Annotated in this window: 17 protein-coding genes and 1 pseudogene; 11 read left to right on the top strand and 7 right to left on the bottom strand. The window is 34.9% G+C overall.

Annotation, left to right across the window (positions count from 1 at the left end; translation table 11 throughout):
- Window positions 1–38: 38 nt before the first annotated feature.
- The 5 genes from lgt to trxB all read left to right on the top strand — a co-directional run bounded on the left by lgt (window position 39) and on the right by trxB (window position 4888).
- On the top strand, window positions 39–851 hold the full coding sequence (gene lgt, locus PLX19_RS12870; protein WP_272189038.1) for a prolipoprotein diacylglyceryl transferase: 813 nt from the start codon (window positions 39–41) through the stop codon (window positions 849–851).
- A 186-nt stretch (window positions 852–1037) separates the two neighbouring features.
- Window positions 1038–1685 (top strand): pyrophosphatase PpaX, encoded by a 648-nt coding sequence (gene ppaX, locus PLX19_RS12875; protein WP_272189039.1) that lies wholly within the window; start codon window positions 1038–1040, stop codon window positions 1683–1685.
- 15 nt (window positions 1686–1700) lie between these two features.
- Complete coding sequence (locus PLX19_RS12880; RefSeq protein ID WP_272189040.1) at window positions 1701–2213, top strand: acyltransferase; 513 nt, start codon at window positions 1701–1703, stop codon at window positions 2211–2213.
- A 122-nt stretch (window positions 2214–2335) separates the two neighbouring features.
- Window positions 2336–3847 (top strand): tetratricopeptide repeat protein, encoded by a 1512-nt coding sequence (locus PLX19_RS12885; protein ID WP_272189041.1) that lies wholly within the window; start codon window positions 2336–2338, stop codon window positions 3845–3847.
- A gap of 42 nt (window positions 3848–3889) precedes the next feature.
- Window positions 3890–4888 carry a thioredoxin-disulfide reductase gene (gene trxB / locus PLX19_RS12890; protein ID WP_272189042.1) on the top strand — a complete coding sequence of 333 codons (999 nt, stop codon included), beginning with the start codon at window positions 3890–3892 and terminating at the stop codon, window positions 4886–4888.
- A gap of 627 nt (window positions 4889–5515) precedes the next feature.
- Here the strand turns inward: trxB and PLX19_RS12895 are convergent.
- Window positions 5516–5797: pseudogene (locus PLX19_RS12895) on the bottom strand (IS3 family transposase); the annotation flags it as partial.
- Window positions 5798–6253: 456 nt separating this feature from the next.
- On the opposite strand from PLX19_RS12895, the gene PLX19_RS12900 reads away from it, so the two are divergent.
- The 4 genes from PLX19_RS12900 to PLX19_RS12915 all read left to right on the top strand — a co-directional run bounded on the left by PLX19_RS12900 (window position 6254) and on the right by PLX19_RS12915 (window position 12859).
- Window positions 6254–9334 carry an efflux RND transporter permease subunit gene (locus tag PLX19_RS12900; protein ID WP_272189043.1) on the top strand — a complete coding sequence of 1027 codons (3081 nt, stop codon included), beginning with the start codon at window positions 6254–6256 and terminating at the stop codon, window positions 9332–9334.
- Window positions 9335–9451: 117 nt separating this feature from the next.
- The gene (locus PLX19_RS12905; RefSeq protein WP_272189044.1) at window positions 9452–10693 is read left to right on the top strand and encodes an MFS transporter; all 1242 of its coding nucleotides are present in this window, start codon (window positions 9452–9454) and stop codon (window positions 10691–10693) included.
- Between the two features lie 208 nt (window positions 10694–10901).
- Window positions 10902–11312: a methylmalonyl-CoA epimerase gene (mce, locus tag PLX19_RS12910; RefSeq protein ID WP_272189045.1), complete on the top strand. Its 411-nt coding sequence runs from the start codon at window positions 10902–10904 to the stop codon at window positions 11310–11312.
- Window positions 11309–12859, top strand: a complete 1551-nt coding sequence (locus PLX19_RS12915) for an acyl-CoA carboxylase subunit beta (RefSeq protein ID WP_272189046.1) — start codon at window positions 11309–11311, stop codon at window positions 12857–12859. The genes mce and PLX19_RS12915 overlap by 4 nt, the downstream gene beginning before the upstream one ends.
- A 141-nt stretch (window positions 12860–13000) precedes the next feature.
- Here the strand turns inward: PLX19_RS12915 and PLX19_RS26030 are convergent, their stop codons facing one another.
- From PLX19_RS26030 to PLX19_RS12940, 6 genes are all read right to left on the bottom strand, one after another.
- On the bottom strand, window positions 13001–13096 hold the full coding sequence (locus PLX19_RS26030; RefSeq protein WP_442869050.1) for an IS3 family transposase: 96 nt from the start codon (window positions 13094–13096) through the stop codon (window positions 13001–13003).
- A gap of 192 nt (window positions 13097–13288) precedes the next feature.
- Window positions 13289–13942, bottom strand: a complete 654-nt coding sequence (locus tag PLX19_RS12920) for a hypothetical protein (RefSeq protein ID WP_272189047.1) — start codon at window positions 13940–13942, stop codon at window positions 13289–13291.
- 12 nt (window positions 13943–13954) lie between these two features.
- Window positions 13955–14458, bottom strand: a complete 504-nt coding sequence (locus tag PLX19_RS12925) for a PadR family transcriptional regulator (protein ID WP_272189049.1) — start codon at window positions 14456–14458, stop codon at window positions 13955–13957.
- A gap of 12 nt (window positions 14459–14470) precedes the next feature.
- On the bottom strand, window positions 14471–16945 hold the full coding sequence (locus tag PLX19_RS12930) for an ABC transporter permease (RefSeq protein WP_272189050.1): 2475 nt from the start codon (window positions 16943–16945) through the stop codon (window positions 14471–14473).
- The gene (locus PLX19_RS12935; RefSeq protein WP_272189051.1) at window positions 16905–17633 is read right to left on the bottom strand and encodes an ABC transporter ATP-binding protein; all 729 of its coding nucleotides are present in this window, start codon (window positions 17631–17633) and stop codon (window positions 16905–16907) included. Before PLX19_RS12935 ends, PLX19_RS12930 begins: the two co-directional genes overlap by 41 nt.
- Before the next feature lie 80 nt (window positions 17634–17713).
- Window positions 17714–18475: a 4'-phosphopantetheinyl transferase family protein gene (locus tag PLX19_RS12940; RefSeq protein WP_272189052.1), complete on the bottom strand. Its 762-nt coding sequence runs from the start codon at window positions 18473–18475 to the stop codon at window positions 17714–17716.
- 153 nt (window positions 18476–18628) lie between these two features.
- Here PLX19_RS12940 and PLX19_RS12945 point away from each other — a divergent pair, with 153 nt between their 5' ends.
- Both PLX19_RS12945 and PLX19_RS12950 read left to right on the top strand, forming a co-directional pair.
- A complete protein-coding gene (locus PLX19_RS12945) occupies window positions 18629–19891 on the top strand; it encodes a cation:proton antiporter domain-containing protein (RefSeq protein ID WP_272189053.1) in 1263 nt (420 codons plus the stop codon).
- A gap of 56 nt (window positions 19892–19947) precedes the next feature.
- Complete coding sequence (locus tag PLX19_RS12950; protein ID WP_272189054.1) at window positions 19948–21498, top strand: NAD(P)-binding domain-containing protein; 1551 nt, start codon at window positions 19948–19950, stop codon at window positions 21496–21498.
- The last annotated feature ends 188 nt before the right edge of the window (window positions 21499–21686 follow it).

The following is a 21686-nucleotide window of genomic DNA, read 5'->3' on the forward strand; positions in this document are numbered from 1 at the left end:
GAAGCTTCCATTAGTGGAATAGAAAGGGAGTAGAGAATATGCTGTTAGGGTCTGTACCGCAGCTTGATCGCGTGGCAGTTCAGCTTGGACCGTTTCCAATTTATTGGTATGGCGTCATTATTGGTACGGCTGTGTTGCTTGGATTATGGCTTGCAACCCGCGAAGGAGAGCGTCTCGGTATTCCGAAAGATACGTTTATTGATTTGGTCCTAATTGCAGTGCCGATTGCAATCATTTGTGCACGTGCATACTATGTTATTTTCGAATGGGACTATTATTCCCAAAACCCGAGTCAAATTATTAACATTCGTCAAGGTGGTTTAGCGATTCATGGCGGATTAATTGGTGCAGTTCTTACCGGGATTGTATTTGCAAAAGTGCAGGGTCTATCTTTTTGGAAGCTAGCAGATATTGCAGCGCCAAGTATTTTACTTGGACAAGCGATTGGCCGCTGGGGCAACTTTATGAACCAAGAAGCTCATGGCGGTGAAGTAACGCGTCAATTCCTTGAAAGTTTACATTTACCACAGTTTATTATAAATCAAATGTATATTGATGGTGTGTACTACCATCCAACATTTTTATATGAATCGTTATGGAGTTTTGCTGGGGTTATTTTACTTCTATTTCTTCGGAGAGCAAATTTACGTCGCGGAGAACTGTTCTTTACGTATTTAACTTGGTACTCCATCGGTCGTTTGTTTGTAGAAGGGTTGCGCACAGATAGTTTAATGCTTGGTCCCCTTCGTATTGCGCAGGTTGTATCCATTGTCTTAATTCTCGTTTCTATCATTTTCGTTGTTGTGAGACGAAAAATGGGATATGCGGATAAACGATATTCAGAAAAATAATGATAGAACTTCAGAGGTAAATCAGAAAAAGTAGCGTCATACATGCGGCGCTGCTTCTTTTCATATCCCGCTCTAACAAGCAGTAAGTACAGAAGAACCCGATCGGTTCAACTAACCATTCGAAGGGAAGTGCACCTCCGAATGGAAGCTTCACTTTATTATACAACAGCTAAGGACGTGGAAAAGATGAACATTAATACAGTGTTATTTGATCTGGATGGGACGTTGATTAATACGAACGAACTTATTATTTCTTCATTTTTATATACTTTAGAAAAGTACTATCCAAATCAGTATAAGCGTGAAGACGTACTGCCGTTTATTGGTCCATCATTGCATGATACATTCAGTAAAATTGATGAAGGCCGAGTAGAAGAACTTATTCAATGTTATCGTGATTTTAATCATGAGCATCATGATGAATTAGTAGAAGAGTATGAAACAGTGTATGAAACTGTACAGGATTTGCGAAAGAAAGGGTATAAAGTTGGGATTGTAACAACGAAGGCGCGCAAAACTGTCGAAATGGGATTAAAACTATCGAAATTAAAACAGTTTTTTGATGTTGTGGTGACAATTGATGATGTAGAGCATGTGAAGCCGCATCCAGAACCGATTCAAAGAGCGTTGCAATTGTTAGAGGCAAAGCCGGAAGAAGCGTTAATGGTAGGAGATAATCATCATGATATTGTTGGCGGACAAAATGCTGGCGTGAAGACAGCAGCTGTTGCATGGACAATTAAAGGACGCGAATACTTAGAGTCTTATAAACCGGATTATGTGTTAGAAAAAATGAGTGACTTGTTAACGATCTTGCCTCATGAACTAGGCTGACAAGGGGAGAGAATAGTGCGACGGACAACACGCTATCCTGTGTCAGGAGCAAATTCATTATGGAACGTATATAAGACCGTTTCGTTTTGGAAAGTGATGAAAAACTTCATTGTCATTCAAATTGCGCGTTATACTCCATTTTTACGGATGAAAAATTGGTTATATCGTACATTTTTGCGAATGCAAATAGGAGAGCAAACTTCATTTGCCCTTATGGTTATGCCAGATATCATGTTTCCTGAGAAAATTACGATTGGGCGTAATTCGATAATTGGTTATAATACAACATTATTAGCTCATGAATATTTAATTACAGAATATCGCCTTGGTGAAATTAGAATTGGAAACGAAGTAATGATTGGAGCAAATTCGACAATTTTACCGGGTGTTGTCATTGGAGATGGAGCGATTGTTTCAGCGGGTACATTTGTTCATCGTGATGTACCGAGCGGTGCTTTCGTTGGTGGAAATCCGATGCGTGTTATTTATACGAAAGAGGAAATGACAGCGAGAAAAGGGAAATGTTAGAAATGTAACATTTTCCTTTTCTTTTCGGGAATGAAAAGGAAATATTTGCGTATAATATACTGTTTTGTTTTTAGAAGAATCGTTTATACTTATAGATAGAAGAATGAAATAATGGAGGATCTATGGGGAAAAATCAAGAAATTCATAAAGATAACGGACAAGTTATTTCTTTTAATCAATTAGCCGATTTCTTTTATGATAAAGGAATGAAGGCTTATCGCAATCATCATTTAGACGATGCGATTAAATATTTTAAAAGAGCGGCACAAAGTCAGAAAGAGCCATTTATTTTATGTCAATTAGCAACGGCGTTATCGGAAGTGGGAGAGTACCACGAATCGAATCAAATTTTATTACAAATTGTTCGTACGGGTGAACAAATAGAAGAATGCTATTATTTTATGGCAAATAATTATGCGTATCTTGGTCTATTTCAACAAGCAAAAAAGTATGCAGAGCGGTATTTAGACATTGCGACGGATAAAGAATTTATTGCAGAGACGATGGAACTTTTAGAGATTATTGAAGAAGAAGAAATGGATGCACCGGAATTGGAAGATGAAGATGGATTAATTGTGATGCAAGAGCAAGCAAATCATTATATTCGGAACGGTCAATTAGAAGAGGCGATTGCTACGCTTGAAGGCGTTATAACGGAATATCCGGAATTTTGGTCGGCACATAATAATTTAGCAATTGCTCATTTTCAGCTTGGCAATGTTGATCAAGCATTGAAAATGACAGAATTAATTTTAGAGAAAAATCCAGGGAATATTCATGCTTTATGTAATACGCTTATTTTTCTATATTCTATTGGGGAATATAAGCAAGTAGAAAAGTTAGCGGAGCAACTGGAGACAGTGTATCCGATGTCGTTTGAGCATCGTGTAAAACTAGGGACAACATTTGCGACAATTGGTCGTTTTGAAAGTGCATATAAATGGTTAAAAGTTTTAAAGCGCCAAGGCTACGAAGGTGATGTTAGTTTTTATTATTGGTTCGCATATTCTGCTTATATGGTAAAAGATGAACAAACAGCAGAGAAAATGTGGTCGCATGTTGTGGAGTTACATCCTGATAAAAAAGGGAAGGAGCCTTGGAATGCTATTAATTTAGCAGATGAAGGCCAAAATATTTTATTTCGAGAACTGCAGCAATCATTTCAGCAAAGTGAAACGTTAGAAGAACAAATGCTGGCTTTATATTTAATGAATGAGCTGACAACACCAGAGAAAATCGGCTTTTTCTTTGATGTGATGCAATCTCCTAAGCGTGTTCCAATCGTATCACAGCTCGCGCACTATTTCTTTTTAATGAATAGTCATAAAAGTATTCCACAAGAGCTTCAGCCGTTTGAACAATGTGTTCATATTGCTGATGCTTTATACAACTATACAAACAAAGATGATGAGCTGATTGAAGAGTGTTTACATCTTTGGTTTTGTACATTTATACGCTTATACACGAGCGGAACGGCGTTTACAAATGTATATGGCTGGTCAGCGGCAGTTGAATATATTGTAAGAGGCGAATTTCATGATAAATTGACGCAGGCAGAGCTTGGGAATATATATAATATATCGGTAGCAACTGTACGAAAGTATGTGCAAGCAGTAAGATGTGTGCATGAGTAAGAGTGAGCAAATCATTGGGAAAAAAACATTGCTGACAGTATAATGAGGGTGTTAAAAGATCGTTATGAACAGGAGATGAAGACTATGGCAGAAGAAAAAATTTATGATGTAATTATTATTGGAGCTGGTCCAGCAGGTATGACAGCAGCTGTGTATACATCTCGATCAAATTTAAGTACGTTAATGCTAGAGCGCGGTATTCCGGGCGGACAAATGGCAAATACAGAAGAAGTAGAAAATTATCCGGGTTATGACCATATTTTAGGACCGGATTTATCAAATAAAATGTTTGAACATGCAAAGAAATTCGGTGCAGAATATGCATATGGTGATGTGAAACAAATTATTGATGGAAAAGAATATAAAACAGTAATCGCTGGAAAGAAAGAATATAAAGCACGTGCCATTATTGTAGCGAGCGGTGCGGAATATAAGAAAATTGGCGTTCCAGGCGAGAAGGAACTTGGCGGACGCGGCGTATCATACTGCGCAGTATGTGACGGTGCATTCTTTAAAGGAAAAGAGCTTGTCGTTGTTGGCGGCGGCGACTCAGCTGTTGAAGAAGGTGTGTATTTAACACGCTTTGCAACGAAAGTAACGATTGTTCACCGCCGTGATCAATTGCGTGCACAAAAGATTTTACAGGACCGTGCTTTCCAAAATGAAAAAGTTGATTTCATTTGGAATCACACTGTAAAAGAAATTAATGAAGCAAACGGAAAAGTAGGCAGCGTAACACTTGTAGATGTAAATAGTGGTGAAGAGCGAGAGTTTAAAACAGAAGGCGTATTTATTTACGTTGGGATGTTACCACTTTCTAAACCATTTGCGGAGTTGGGTATTACAAATGAAAATGGTTATATTGAAACAAATGAGCGTATGGAAACGAAAGTTCCTGGTATTTTCGCAGCTGGTGATATTCGTGAAAAAATGCTTCGCCAAATTGTAACAGCAACAGGCGATGGAAGTATTGCAGCGCAAAGTGCACAGCACTATGTGGAAGAGTTGTTAGAGGAATTGAAGACTGTAACAGAAAAATAAAAAATCAGTGTAACTATTTAGCCATGGTATTATCCCCTTTAAGTAGCCATTCAAAAAAACCGTCATGATAAGATGAAGGAAAGAATGAAACTTGGAGGGGATTTTTCTATGGCGAAAAAGGGACAAGAATTTCCATCCTACACGGAAGAATTTAAATTAAATGCCGTTATGGCCTATGTGAATGGGGCCAAAAGTTATCAAAGATTTTCAAAATGATTAGGTATTCGAAATTGTACACAATTAAAAGCATGGATGGAAAAGTGGAAAAATGGTGAATCATTTAATGAACGTAGTAATGGTACTTCACCGTTTAAAGGATGACCACGTACAAACTTTAAAACAATTGAGGAAGAAAGAGACTATTTGAAAGCGCAGGTAGCTTATCTAAAAAAGCGGTATCCAAATCTGGTAACGGAGATGAAGTGAGCAAATCATCATTAAAAAATGAACCTGTTAGCTCGAAAAAAGTGCGACAAGTGTTCGATATATGTATCCAAAACGTGAAACTGTAGCAATTCCCTCTATTCGTCTTGCGTTTTTAGCTATAAGCTGAGTAGTTACAAATTAGTTAGAAATTTAGGTTTTTTAAGATAGATTCGATTTTGTATCGAGTCTATCTTTTTTATTCTGCATTAATAATTGTAGGACATTGCACATCGCTGATATTGAGTATTTATGGAGGTTACTCTTTGCTACTTGTACTTTCGTCCTAGTATCAGAGCTGCTTGCTTTAAAATATCATTTTCCATAAGAAGTTGTTTTGTTTTCTCAACGCTTTCAACTGGTCTCATTATCTTTCTTTTTAAACGAGCCAAACGTATGATTTGGATTGATCCACCGATTCAATGATGATGGTGTTAATTCGTATTCTTCAATAATGCCTTTCCTTGGTTTACCGTTTTTATACATTTTAGTATAAATGGAAAATATGCGTGATACACTGGGGTTTTCTTAAAAGTTATTTCTTACAATGGATATAGAAAAGAGGCTACATGAGAGGAGCAGGAAATTGAAGCGAAGGGCAGTTGTCACAGGATACGGAGTTGTGACTACAATTGGAAATACTGTTGCAGAGTTTTGGAGTAGCTTAGTCAATGGAAGGAGGGTGCCTATTAATTCGATGACAAGATATATGCTTGGCACTTCAGGAATAGTAGAGATTATATCTACTATTTTGTCTATCCAACATGGTATTATCCCCCGGGTTTTAAATTCCGAAAATTCAGATCAATCGGGTTGTGCTAAGTATTATTCGAGATGAGAATCTCAAGCGTTGTATTGAAGTTGCAATGAGTAATTCTTTTGGATTTGGAGGACAAAATGCAAGTCTATAGTAAAAAAATATGATGTGAATGGAGGAAACTTATGAAATCAATCATTGGATTTTCAATTAAAAACAAGCTTGCTATTTGGATTGTAACATGCTTTATTATTGTATTTGGAACATACGTGGGGTTCTCTATGAAACTAGAGACAATTCCTAATATTAATGAGCCGGTTGTAAATATTACAACTGTATACCCTGGGGCATCACCAGAGACAGTAATGAGTGATGTAACAGAACCAATTGAAAAAAAAGTACATAACTTAGAGGGAGTAAAAAATGTTACTTCAACTTCCTTTGAAGGTGCTTCCACAATAGCAATTCAGTATGATTTCAAGATCAACATGGAAAAAGCAGAAAATGAAATTAAGGAAATTATGTCTGGGGTGAAACTCCCTGAAGGAGTTACGGCTCCAGAAGTAGCAAGAGTTAACTTCAATGATTTACCTGTATTTGTATTATCTTTAACTGATAGCACGAAAAAATTGGAAGATTTAAGTAAGTTATCTGAAAAGGAGATAATGCCTGCATTTGAAGAGGTAGAAGGTGTTTCTAAAGTTGAAATCCTTGGGAAACAAAATAAGGAAGTAGAAATTAAGTATAAGCAAGATAAATTGGATCAGTATGGTTTGTCTGTAAAAGAGGTAAATACATATTTGAAAACCATTAAAAATGATGTGAATTTAGGGATGCAAGTACTTGATGGAAAAGAAAAAGTCATCAAAGTTAATGGGGCTGAAGGTAGCCTTGAAAAAATAAGAGAATTGCATATTCCTATCAATCTCAAAATACAAAATAGTAACTCTGTTGAAAGAGACATTTCGGTTTCTTTAAAAGATATCGCAGATGTAACAATTGTTCAAAAAGCCCAATCTGTTTCTAAGACTAATGGAATGGAAGGTATCAGCATCCGGATATTACAAAGTAGTAATGGTAACACGGTAGACGTCGTGGATGGTGTCAAAGAGAAAGTGAAGAAGCTACAAAAGAAGCATAACTCATTAGAGTTTGTCTCTGTCTTAGATAGTGGAGAGCCGATTAAGGGCTCGGTTGGGATGATGGTAAATAAAACATTAATGGGCGCAGCTTTTGCGATACTAATTATTTTACTTTTCTTAAGGGATATCAAATCTACAATTATTGCGGTTATTTCTATACCGTTATCGCTTGTCATCTCTTTAATTATATTAAACCATTTAGATATGACATTAAACCTAATGACATTGGGAGCTATGACGGTGGCAATTGGACGAGTTATAGATGATTCTATTGTAGTTATAGAGAATATATATCGACGTATGACCTTAGCGGAGGAAAAATTAAGTGGTATTAATTTAATAAAAGCAGCAACTTCTGAGATGTTTTCATCTATTATGTCATCTACTATTGTAACCATTGCGGTGTTCTTGCCATTAGGTTTAATTGATGGACCTGTTGGAGAGCTATTTATGCCATTCGGAGTTACTATTGTATGTGCTTTATTAGCTTCTTTAATTGTGTCAATTACTGTTGTTCCGATGATGGCGCATTTAATGCTTAAGAAGAAAGGCAAAGTTGTTAAGAAAGTATCTTCAAATAGAGTGGCTACAAGCTACTATAAGATATTGAATTGGAGTTTAAACCATAAATTAATTACTTTCTGTATAGCTAGTGCACTATTTATAGGAAGTATATTCTTAATACCATCTATTGGAGTCAGTTTTATTGGTTCCAGTGAGAATAAAATGATATTAGCAACCTATAATCCGTTGCCTGGTGCTACAGAGGATACAATTAAGGGTGACGTTAAAAAGGCGGAAGAATATCTACTTAAACGAGATCACATAAAGATGGTACAGTCATCTTATGGGGAAGGTAATCCGCTAAACCCAGCTGATAAGAAACAAGTGCTATTTTTTATTACTTATAAAGATGGCTTAAAAGATTTAAGCAAAGAGCAGAAATCTATTTTTAACGATCTTCAAAAGTTAGGAATGGGCGAATGGGGATTCAATAGTTCAGGAAATAGTAATGGTAAAGTAGACATTTTTGTTTACGGAAAAACGATTGACGAAATTCGACCAGTTGCAGATTCTGTTAAGAAAACTCTGGAGGATAATGAGAAGGTCACAAATGTCAAGTTAGATTTATCAGACTCTTTAAGACAGGTGAACTTTACATTAAATACAGAAAAATTGGTTACCTTAGGAATTCAGCCAACGCAAATATATAACAAATTGGGTTCCGCTAAGGAAGAGAAAATTGGTAATTTAAAAATTGATGGACAGGAAATACCGATAAGGACTGTGGAAAGAGATGCTATAGTACATCAAGAAGAACTTAGTAAGCAACAAGTTACTACAAATTCAAATCAAAAGATAGAATTAGGAGAAGTTTTGCAAAAAGCGGAGAGTGATGTACCGGCCTTCATTACTAAGCGAAATGGAGACATATATACAAAAATATCAGCAGAGATAACCGATAAGGATGCTGGAAAAGTTACGGAGAATATTCAAAAACAAATTGATGAACTCTCAGTGCCGTCTGGAGTACAAATTAATGTTGGTGGAGTAACAGAACAAATTGATGAATCTTTTACACAGCTAGGAATTGCAATGGTTAGTGCAATTGTAATAGTATATTTTGTTTTAGTTGTTACTTTTGGAGGAGGATTAGCTCCGTTAGCTATATTATTCTCTTTACCATATGCTTTAATCGGAAGTTTATTAGGTTTGCTAATTACAAATGAACCAATTAGTGTATCTGTAATGATTGGTGCACTTATGCTGATTGGTATTGTCGTAACAAATGCTGTTGTTCTAATAGATAGAGCAATTACAAATGAACAAAAAGGGATTTTATTAAGAGAGTCAATCCTTGAAGCGGGAGTAACTAGGTTGAGACCTATTCTTATGACTGCCATTGCTACGATTGGGGCACTATCTCCATTATTATTTGCAGAAACTTCAGATGGAAGCGGGCTTATTTCAAAGGGATTAGGAGTCACTGTAATTGGTGGATTGACCTCTTCGACATTATTAACATTAATTATTGTGCCTGTTGTATACGAAGGTTTAATGAAGCTAAAACATAGATGGGCTAAAAAGCGTAAGGATAGACAAGAATTAAAAATTGGTGCTTAGCGAAGATATGCTAAGCCCTTCTTTTTTATAAGTAAGAGATAAATAAGACCTTTAAGTATATTTTGTTTTTTAATTAGACAAAGGTAATTTATGAAATAAGAAAGAAGAGGGGGCATTATGGAAGGGATAGCTGAGTATAAGGAGTATTCACCAAAACTATTTAGAAATAAATCCTTTCTTTTAATAGTAATGGCGACTGGATTTTCCAGTTTAGGTGCTTCAATATTTCTTTTTACGCAAACATGGTATATAGTGAAATTTTTAAATTTAGGAGCAGCTGTAGGTTGGGTAATGATCGGTTCAAGTATTCCGCAAATGTTATTTTTGTTTGTAGGGGGAGTTCTTGCTGATCACTGGAATAAGTCAAAAATTATGTTATGGTCAGATTTTATAAGAACGATTCTTGTAGGTTCGATAGTGTTAGTATTTATCTTATTTACAAGGGTTCCTCTTATTATCTTTATTACTTATGCTTTTTTGTTTGGGATTCTTAATGCATTTTTTTATCCTGCTAGGGATTCAGTTATACCTTTAATAGTCGGAGCATCCCAGCTTTCAAGAGCAAGCTCTATTATCTATACAACAAATCAGCTTACAGTAATTGCAGGACCTGTAATTGGTGGGATATTAATAGGGAAATTCAGTTATATTATAGCATTTGCTTTTGTTTCTAGTATGTTACTAATAAGTACAATTATGGTTGCTATTACTAATATTCAACATGACCAAGAGAAAAGTGTGCAGAGAGTCAAGATTGGAACAGAAATGCGAGAGGGTATCAAATATTTACGTCAATCTAATGTTTTATTATCGCTTGTATTAATTTCTATTTTGGTAAACTTTCTTATTGTTGGACCACTTTTTATGGGATTGCCTATTTTTGTAGATACAGTATTAAACGGGGAAGCGTTTGACTACAGTTTCTTGGAAGGGAGTTTATCAATTGGCCTATTTATTGGGTCTATTATTATGGTATTACTCAATGTAAAGAAACAAAAAGGAACATTAATTCTTATACTTCTTATGTGTTTATCAATAAGTTTCATAATATTTAGTAAATCAACGAAGCTTTGGTATAGCATAATCATGTTATTTTTAGTGGGAACATTTACACAGATGATAATAATTCCAGTAATTGGTATTATTCAAAGTTATACGAAGAAGCAGTATTTGGGAAGAATTATGAGTTTACTCACCTTGGCATCTATGGGGTTAACACCACTTTCTTATGGACTCACATCAGTGCTTATTATGTATAATATTGGGATTTCAAATATTATATTTTGGAGTGGTATTTCTTTGTTTGTCTTATCTATTGTTTTCTATTCTTTACGTCAAGGAATACGTCATATTGATTAAGTTTTTCTATGATACAAGTTATTAAATTCTAAAGTTGAAACAGCAATGTTTGGAACCCTGCTTATTTATAGTCAGTTATGTAGTTGAATTGTAGTCAGAAATAAGAGATATGGCAGGGGTATAATATAGAAATTTTTGATGGAATGAACTGTGAGAAAAGATAAGAGAAATACGGTTTGAGATATGCATTTTGTAAGGAGGATAGGAAATGATTAAAAAGATTGAACACATTGGAATTGCAGTACATTCTTTAGAGCGGGCATTACCATTTTATATAGATGTATTAAAGCTAAAACTGTTAGGGATAGAAGAGGTAGAATTACAACAAGTAAAAGTAGCTTTTTTAGCTATTGGTGAGAGTAAATTAGAGTTATTGGAGCCGTTAAGTCAAGAAAGTTCAATTGCACGTTTTATACAGAAGAATGGGGAGGGCATACATCATATAGCATTAGGAACAACATCAATTGAGGAGAGGATTCAACATATGAAAGAGTATGGGGTACGGATGATTGATGAAGTACCTCAAATAGGGGCAAAAGGTGCGCGAATTGCTTTTGTTCATCCTAAGTCAAGCCACGGTACATTATATGAGCTATGCGATAAAGGGGGGAGAATATGATTGACATTTACGAAAAAATTAATGAATTATATGATAAAAAGAGCGATATTAGAATTGGAGGTGGTGACGAACGAATTTTCAAGCAACATCAAAAGGGGAAGTTGACAGCTAGAGAACGTATTGAATTGTTGCTAGATAATGATACATTTGTAGAGTTACAACCTTTTATTGAGCATCGGTGTACAGATTTCGGATTAGATAAAAAAATTGGCCCTGGTGATGGTGTTGTCACAGGATATGGAAAGGTGAATGGTCGCCCAATTTATCTTTTTTCGCAAGACTTTACCGTATTCGGTGGTGCACTTGGAGAAATGCACGCGAAGAAGATTTCGAATATTATGGATTTGGCAGCTAAAAATGGTGTTCCTATTGTTGGGTTAAATGACTCAGGCGGTGCACGTATTCAAGAGGGTGTATTATCCCTAGATGGATATGGTCAGATTTTTCATAGGAATGTAAAATATTCAGGAATTGTCCCTCAAATATCAGTAATTTTAGGACCATGTGCAGGAGGAGCTGTATACTCTCCAGCTATTACCGATTTTGTTATTATGGTTGAAGAAAAGAGTCAAATGTTTATTACTGGCCCAAAAGTAATTGAGGCAGTAACAGGAGAAAGAATTTCGCCTGAAAATTTAGGTGGGGCGATGGTTCATAATAAGATAAGTGGAAATGCACATTTTGCAGCGATCGATGAAGTAGAAGCGTTGTCCCTTGTCCGTACACTTCTTTCTTACTTACCGCAAAATTATCAAGAGAAACCACCTATGATAAAAGAAGAACCAGGGGAAGATTATCGTATGGACTTACCAGATATTGTTCCAAATGATACACAGCGCCCTTATGATATCCGTCGTGTTATTGAACAAGTAGTTGATTTTCCTTCTTTTTTTGAAGTGCAAAAAAGTTTTGCGAAAAATATTGTAATAGGATTTGCACGTATAAAAGGAGAAGTGGTTGGCCTAGTTTGTAATCAGCCGAAGACATTGGCCGGTAGCTTAGATATTGATTCATCTGATAAAGCAGCTCGCTTTATTCGTTTTTGTGATTCTTTTCAAATTCCAGTGGTTACATTTGAAGATGTAACAGGTTTTTTTCCCGGGGTAAAGCAAGAACATAGTGGTATTATTCGTCACGGTGCTAAAATTTTGTATGCATATTCTGAAGCAACAGTACCAAAAATTACAGTGATTTTGAGAAAGGCTTATGGAGGAGCATATGTTGCATTGAATAGTAAAGCTATTGGAGCAGATGTTGTGTATGCATGGCCAAATGCAGAAATTGCAGTTATGGGACCACAAGGGGCAGTGAATATTATTTTTTCAAACGATATTCAAAAGAGTGATAAACCTGAGGAGAAGCATAGAGAGCTTATTAATGAATACTGTGGTAAATTCGCAAATCCGTATATTGCTGCTAAACATGGGATTGTTGATGATATTATAGATCCGAGGGAAACACGTATAAAGTTGATACAGGCACTTGATATGTTACGAACGAAAAAAGAAGAAAAGTCAATGAAGAAACATGGAAATATCCCACTGTGAAAATAGTGAATATTCTTTTTGTTTTAATCTCTTCCTTCAGATAAGGCTGTTTTGTGGAACAGAGTGTCGTCTTATTGTTTATCTAAAAAGGGGAGTATTACATGGGCATATCCCTTCCAAGTAGACATTCTAAAAAGAATTTTATACCACGGTCCTTTTCCTATGTTCTATCGAAGAAAGGCCATGAAGTTTTTCACGGAATCGCTCTTGATTATAAAATATAATATGTTTCTGGATTGTTTGATTGTCCTTGTTTCACTATAAAAAAATCCCCTTCAGATAAACAGTACTGAGTCCGTCATACCAGATGGACTTTTTTTACTGTCTACCTAAAGAGGCGGATACCAATAGTTAGATTGTAGTACTACATTTTTATTAATGTAACAATCCTAAATGATGATTATTTTTGATGTACAAGCTTTATATAATTTAATAAGAAGTATTTTTAGATGTGTCCTCTTTAGGAAAGAATGTATAGGATAGAGAAATTACTGCATCTACAGCTAGTATGAGTGACCAAATTCTACTTAAATTATTAAAAGCAATGTTGTTAGATGGAAAGTGTGGCTGTTTTTCTTCAAACCACTGAGTTAGTGTATTTCCTATATTATTGAGATCACTAAGCTGGTCAGAGAGGCCGAATAATGATATTAGTATAATATGAGCTATTATATAAATAAGGAAATGGACAAAAAAATGCTTTCTTTCATTTCTTGCGTGTTCTTTTCCGGATAATTTTTTAATGCTTTTAATATCAGGTATAGGTTTTCCTTTCCATGCTGCAACTTTTCTTTGCATAAAAGCATCGAGCCTTCTAAAATCAGATTTTCCATTTGTAAGAGCATACACAATGATTACTACAATAACGACTTGATAATTTGAAAATTTTCCTGTTTGTAAGTAGTCAAAGAATCCCATAGTAGCAATCCATAGATCATTTACAATGAACAGTATAAAGAATGTTATACTTAATTTCTTAAATTCAAACCAATACCGTAATAATAAGAAGCTTATAACAGAAACCCAGAATACGGATTCAGCGATAATGAGAAACATCCATTTGTTTTCTAAAATAAAGTTCATTTTTAATCCCCCTTAATACTCCTGTAACATATCTAACCATTTAAGATCGGCTTCTAAATGAAGGAGCTTCCCTTCAATTAGGAATAGCATTCCTTCATTTTCCTCCGTAGAATCAATATGGATTCGTAATCTTTGAAGTTGTAATATGGTTTTTATAATTGATTCTTTTTGTTGTTTAATCATGTTTGATAGTTGAGAGTATTGTAGTTTTTTTGCACATAATAACTTAAAGTGAAATTCATCTTTCAGAATTGAAGTTTCTACAGGATGGAGGAGCCAATTGTGAAGTTCCTCTTGCCCATTTTTAGTAATTTTATAAATTTTTAAATCTGATTCATTTCCTTCGTTTATTTCTTCTACAAATTTATCCCTAATTAGTCGATCTATAGTCGTATAGATTTGCCCAGCATTTAGTTCCCATTGTTTATAAACCATTGTTTCGAAAGAAATCTTTAAATCATAACGATGTCGTGGAGATTGAGACAACAATGTTAATATTGCATGTTTTACTGACATATATATTCACCATTAATCCTCTTTTAGTGCTCTATCAAGTTTAGAATTTGCTGCTTGGTAAGCTGGTAAGATAGCTGACAGGCAGCTGACGAGAATGCCAGAGATAATTGCAGTTACTAAGGTAGGAAGTGGTACGGAAAATTCAATCAAAGGATCTGACGCAAATGACGTGTTTAAGTATATAGTAAAGATCCCTAGGATGACGCCGATAACTACACCGTTTATTCCTATAATAAGGCCTTCATATATAATCATTTTATATACTTGAGTAGTTGTGAAGGCAACGGCTCTCATAATGGCGATTTCTCGTACGCGATCTATTACATTGATAATTAAAGCATTTAAAATTCCAATCCCAGAAACAATGATTGCAATAATAAGTAAACCGTTAAATAAAGATTTTACCCCTGGCAGAGCCCGTTTTTGTTTTTCAATTTCTTCATGTAAAGTTTGGATTTCAGACAGGTCATTGTAAAATGTTTGTAGCATATTCTGTTTGACAATGTTCTCGCTTGCATTATTGGTAGTTAGTATAAGTCCTTTGTGAGCTTCTACCCCATTAAAGTGAGCGTCAAAGTTTTTTTGTGCCATGAAAGCGGTATAGCCACCGTACATTGAAGCATTGACTTTTCCAACTACCTTTAGTTCTTTTATTTCATTATTATCTTGTAAGATACTGATAGTATCCCCTATCGCTCCTCCCCATTCTTTAAATGCATAATTACCTAATAAAATCCCATTTGAATTCAAGTCTAGCTGTTTTAATAACTCTTTTTCTTTATGTTTGGGATCATAAAATAAAGGATTCTTTTTATACCAATTTAAATCTGTACTGATGATAGTAAAGTTACGAGTATCCTTTCCTGATTTCCAGATAACTTCCTTTTCTTTATAAGCGCTAACTTGTTTTACGCCGTTTATCTTTTGGATTTGTGTTAGCTTGGCGTCAATAGGTGTTTCAGTTGAAAATTGTAGATTTCCACCAAAAGAACGAGTTACATCTGTATGTACATTCTTCTCTAGTGAGGTAAAAATAGAAGAAACCAATAGTCCTAAACAGATAGCTACAGCTAAGATGGCAGACATGTTAGATGATCGGTTCAAGGTAAGTAAAGTATTATTGCTTGCAATACGCCCCTCGTAACCAAAAATATCTTTTTTACTCAATAATGTTGTAATTATTTTCATTAAGAAAGGAAACAACAACATAACCCCTATAAACAAGAATAATATAGAACTGGTGTGACTAATAAAAACGCCGACCAGTGATAAAATTCCAAGGATAATACGTAGTTTACCATTTCCTGTTTGGACAGAAGGTACATTTTTTAAGGTGGAAATTATATTAACTTTACTTGCATATGTTACTGGAATAATAGAGGCCAGAATAGGTATAACTATTCCTAGACATAGTGTTGCAGGTAAAGCAAATTTGTATTGCATTGTATACACCATATTTTCTTGAAATGAATTAAATAATGTTCCCTGTAAGATGTTAGCCAAACCAAATCCAAGAGGAATCCCAAAACTCAGACTAATACTAGCCAGTATAATTACTTCCATAAGGAAGAATTGTTTTATTTGGAAAGGGGTGTATCCAATTGTTTTCATAATAGCAATTTCACTTTTTCTCTCTACGATACTAACATACAAAGTATTATAGAGGATAAAAGTACTAATAAACATTGCCAATCCACCAATGGCATAAAGCATAAAATACAAGTCGTCCAACTGATTTGTTTGTTTTTCATCTAGAACAACCTCCTGTACTGATACAAAAGGGTCGGAAATGTTAGATTTTAAAGATGTTACAACCGATTGAGCATCTACTTCGGATTGGAATTTTAGTCGTACCTCTTGTACTTCATCAGGAAGATGAAACCATGACTGTACAGTAGCCAATGAGGCTAGTGCTCTCCAACTCTTATCACTTGCTTCCTCCCAACTATTTGGCCCTTCTAATAGTGGAGTGTTTTCAACAATAGCAGCAATTGGAACTGTCTTTTTTCCAGAAGGGAGGTTTAGCGTAATGGTATCTTTTACATCTAACTTCCAAATTCCGGCTGTTCTAATTGGAATGATAATTCCTTCATTAGTTAGGTTACCTTTGAGTACTTTAAGGGAAAGTAACTCATTTTGAAAGGAAGAGAGTCCTGTAATACGAATTCTTGTGTGAGTAAAGCCCCGTTCCTCTTTTAGGTTAAAACTTGATTGTTTATGGAGTACAGCAGTTGCGCTTTGTATTCCTTTTTCTTTTTCTGCAATATTTAATATGTCTTTGGAAAATAAGTGATTACTAGAAGAAATGACGTAATCCGCATTTCCTGTATAGAGTTGTAAGCGTTTATTTGTTAATCCTTTAGCTGTTTCTACGGTACTAATTACTGCAAACATGGTGGAAACCCCAATAATAATCGCCATAATTGTGATAAGAGCTCGTAGCTTTTTACGTGTTAAGTTTCGCCAAGACACTCGCCATAACATCATCAGTATCCCCCTCCATTGTTATATCAGACTCAATAATCCCATCTTTAAGTAGAATGATACGATCAGCATAACTTGCAGCTAATATATCGTGAGTAACCATAACGATGGTTAATCCTTCGTTGCGATGTAGAGAGGATAATAATCGTAATACTTCAGTTCCAGTTTTTCGGTCTAAATTTCCAGTTGGTTCATCAGCTAAGATTAATTTTGGATTCATTGAGAGTGCCCTTGCAATTGATACACGTTGTTGTTGGCCACCACTTAGCTGAGAGGGAAAGTTGTTTTCTTTTCCTTCAAGTTTTACGGCTTGAATAAGGTGGGAAATTTTTTCGTTTATAGAATTTTTCGCTATCCGTTCAGCCTGCATAGGAAAAGAAATATTTTCTGTAACAGTCATATTCGGTAATAGTTGATAATTTTGGAAAATGAAACCGATGTTCTTTCTTCTGAATAATGTACGTTGTTTTTCATTTAATCGATTTAAGGCATTCTCATCAACAAAAATATCTCCCTCATCAGATGTATCAAGACCTCCAATTAAATTCAGCAATGTGCTTTTTCCAGAACCAGATGGCCCCATTATTGCTACAAACTCTCCTTTAGCGATTTCTAAATCAATATTATGTAGTACATGAAAGGGTGATTCCCCAAGAAAATAAGTTTTATTTATATTCTGAACTTTAATCATAGAGTACCTCCTAGTTAATATATACTCGGTATATAGTAAGTGTATACTGAGTATATATTAACTGGGAATAATATGTCAAATTAATATTTAGAAAAATTTGGTTTATTTTTTTGCATAGCTGAATGTAGGGATATTATAGATGGAAGATAAATAGTATGAACGTTTATTATGTCCTTTGTGCAAATACAGGCGGAGTAATCATCCTTAACGGTAAAACTATTGAGTGTCCAATCTTCAATCTGAACATTTTTCAAATGAATATTTGGTGTTAGATATCCTGGGATACTATTTGGTGGCTTTTGAAATCCAGTTCCCTGCGCTTTTAAAATAGCTTCTTTTTGAGTCCAAAGATGATAAAATGCGTAAAGTTTTTCTGATTGATGGAACTTATGGAAATCTTCTAACTCTAGATCAGTCATAATGAGGGAGCTAAGTTCGTTAGGATCGAGTGTAGGATTTATATTCTCAATATCAACACCAATAGTTTGGTATTGAGAGAAAGAAAAAGCTGCAATATCTTGAGAGTGTGAGAGATTAAATTGTATGTCTTGCTGATTTTGTAAGGGAGGTACGAACGGCTTGCCATATGAATTATAGTGTAGCTCAATGTCTTGCGGGTTTAGTCTAAGGTAGGAACTTAATAAAAGGCGTAAAATTCCGCGACAAGCGATAAAAGTTTCTTTGGACTTTTGATCCAGAAATTGATGTGCCCTCTGTTTTTCATCTTCTGAGAGGATACTTTTTAGTAGATAGGCAGAACTATCTAATTCTAATAGCCATAAGTGAATATTGGATTTAGATAAAGGTGGAACATGTTTTAAACAATGTTTTAGTATACTCATTTTACCTCTCCTTGTAGTTTGTCTTCCCTTAACGTATTTGAAATAAATAAAGGAGTCAATATAATCCCTAATTTATTGCGCTTTATACGGATGTCTAAAAAGTTGAGAAATATTACAATTTTGTTAGGTTAAAAAGAAGGGGGCGTATGTTATATGAAAGATTTGCACTTGTTTGTAACACTACTTTTTGTACTAGTAATAATTATTGCAGTATCTCGATTTGTAGGATACTTATGTTTGCGTATTGGTCAGCCGCGTGTTTTAGGGGAGATGATAGCAGGGGTTCTATTAGGTCCAACTTTGTTTGGAGCTCTTGCCCCAGATTTACATGCAATTCTATTTTCAGCCGATATCAAAATGATATTGTATATGCTTAGTAATCTGGGTTTAGCTCTTTACATGTTTTTGGTTGGTGCAGAACTTAATTTTGGAGAGTTTGATAAGCGTTTTTATAAAAGTTCAGTTGCTTTAGCATCAGCGGGATTTATCACACCTTTTGTGTCTGGTATTTTCTTGGCACTACTATTACACGGTCAATTCTCAAAAGGAGGTAATTGGATACATTTCAGTTTGTTTATTGCGATTGCTATTTCTATGACTGCTTTCCCAATGTTAGCCAGAATTTTTCAAGAGAGAAAACTTATGAATTCTAAAATTGCTAACATTACCCTGCTAGCGGCTAGCATTATCGATGCATTTGGTTGGATCGCACTGGCTATTGTAACGGCTCTAGTAACAACTGACTCGGTTAGAGGTGGTCTGATTGCTGCAGGAGGAGCAGTAGTTTTTATGTTAGTATTGCTAACCATTGTAAAGCCATTAGTAAATAAATTAGGGAAGCTAGTTGAAGAAAGGGGGACTTTATCGCAAGGTAATATAGGAATCATTCTTGTTCTTGTATTGAGTGCTGCGGCTATAACGGATTACATTGGTGTATATTCAGTATTTGGTGGTTTTATGTTAGGGGTTGTTATGCCAAAAAACCAAAAATTTCAAAGTGAACTTCGTTCGAAATTAGAGGATATAGTTGTAGTATTTTTAGTCCCTATTTTCTTTACTTATTCTGGGATTAATACAAGTTTCTCAACTTTAAATTACTCTCTTTTCATTGCCTTTCTTGCTATTTTATTAATTGCTGTTGCTAGTAAATATGCAGGTTGTCTTTTTGTAATGAAAAGGATGGGATTTGGATGGAGGGAATCTTCTGCCATCGGTTCCCTTATGAATGCAAGAGGATTAATGGAGTTGATTGTTTTAAATGTGGGACTTGCTTATGGGATTATTCCCCAAGAGTTATTTTCTTTGCTGGTTTGGATGGCTATTATTACAACTGCTTTGGCAATGCCGTTATATAATCTTTCTTTCTCATTTAAGACTACAACTAAAAAATTAAAACAACAGTTAAAAGCCAGTTAAATATTTTTAATTATTAGAATCTTACAAAAATAAAACATATATAGGAGTTGTTGGAAATGAATAAACTTATTCACGATGTAGTAATTATTGGTGGGGGACCTGGTGGCATACAATTGGCATTAACTTATAAAGAATTATGTATAGAACAAGGAAAAGAGCCTAATATGGTAGTTCTTGAAGCCGCTCATGAGGTGGGACATTCATTTAGTAAATTCCCAGTTCATGGTAATTTAATCAGTAACAATAAGTTATATTCAGGGAAGCCTTATAAGAGTCGTTATGCAGAACGCTTCGATTGGAATAGCTTAATTACAAAAGATAAAGATATTTTAATGCGTAATTATAGCGTGGACTTTTATCCCCGTCGAGAAACTGTCGTTCAAATGTTAGGGGATTTAGTACGTAAGTATGAGTTACCGGTTCAATATGATACTCAATGGACAGGGACAAAAAAGAACGACCAGGGTTTATTTGAAGTGGAAACGACAAAAGGAATATTTTTAAGTCGTACAGTTGTTGTGGCGACGGGACTAAAGCCGAGTAAGCCTGAGGTTGAAGGTATTGAGATGGTTACAATGTATGAAGATATGAAACCAAAAGAATATTACCGTGATAAAAGGGTGTTAATTATTGGAAAAGGAAATAGTGGCAGTGAAAGTGCATTAGATATTTTAAATGAAGCAAATGTTATTATGTTAGCTAGTCCAACTCCGGCAAAATTAGCTTATCAAACACATTATGTTGGTAATCTTCGAGCTGTAAATTCTATTATTGCAGAGAATTATCAATTAAAACATCAGGCGGCTCTACTTGATTGTTACATTCAGAAAATTGAAAAAGTAGAAGGCGGATTTGACGTGACTGTAGCATACGTACATGCCAATGGCGAAGTAGAGAAATTATTTTTCAATGAGATTGTTGCTGCAACTGGATTTGAAGCAAATATAGAATCACTTATTCAAGATTTTAAGATTAATATTCTTCATAAGAAATTTCCTTCTATTAATGGAGTATTTGAATCTACTGAAGTTGAAAATTTATATTTTGCAGGAGTACAAACACATGGTTTGGATTATAAAAGTACATCTACAAGTGGTTTCATCCATGGTTTCCGTTATAATTCTAAAATTCTTGCTCACCATCTAACTGAAAAATTAGGCATAGCTGAAACGAGAACCAAGCCTGTGGAAGGTTGTATAGTAGAGCTAATTTTGGATGAATTGAATAATTCAGGAGAATTATGGCTTCAGCCTGCCTTAGTGGGACTATTATTACAAAATAAGAATGGTCAGTGGAAAGAAATGGGGCATCGTACATCACATGAATTCGAAGGTATGGAAGTAGAAGAAGGTGAAGTATTTGTATTTGTAACCCTTGAGTATGGAGATATTCATAAGTTTCAGGAAACTTTAAACATTCCACGTGTTCCAGGTGACGCTTCTCAAAGTGTTCATATTCATCCAGTTATTCGTGTGAAAACAGAAGGAGATATCCAAGAAAACCATTTAGAAGAACACTTAGAATCACGTTTTGATAAAGAAAAGTATGTTCCTTTCATTAAAGGAATTATTAATCAAATAGAAGTTGTACATGCGATAAATAATTAAGAAAAAGGGGAGTGTGATTTTACTTTTTAGTAGATAACATAAAAAAATTATGCAGTCAGCGTACGTTGATACTTGAGTGACAAACTGATTGAGCTTAGATTGAAATGGATCTTAATTATAGTAAATATAATCTTTAATGATTTGTTTTAACTTAAATTCTGAGCTCACTTGTCATAGTTACAAACTAT

The organism is Bacillus sp. BP-3 (genome assembly GCF_028401955.1).
In the GTDB taxonomy this organism is placed as follows: Bacteria; Bacillota; Bacilli; order Bacillales; family Bacillaceae_G; genus Bacillus_A.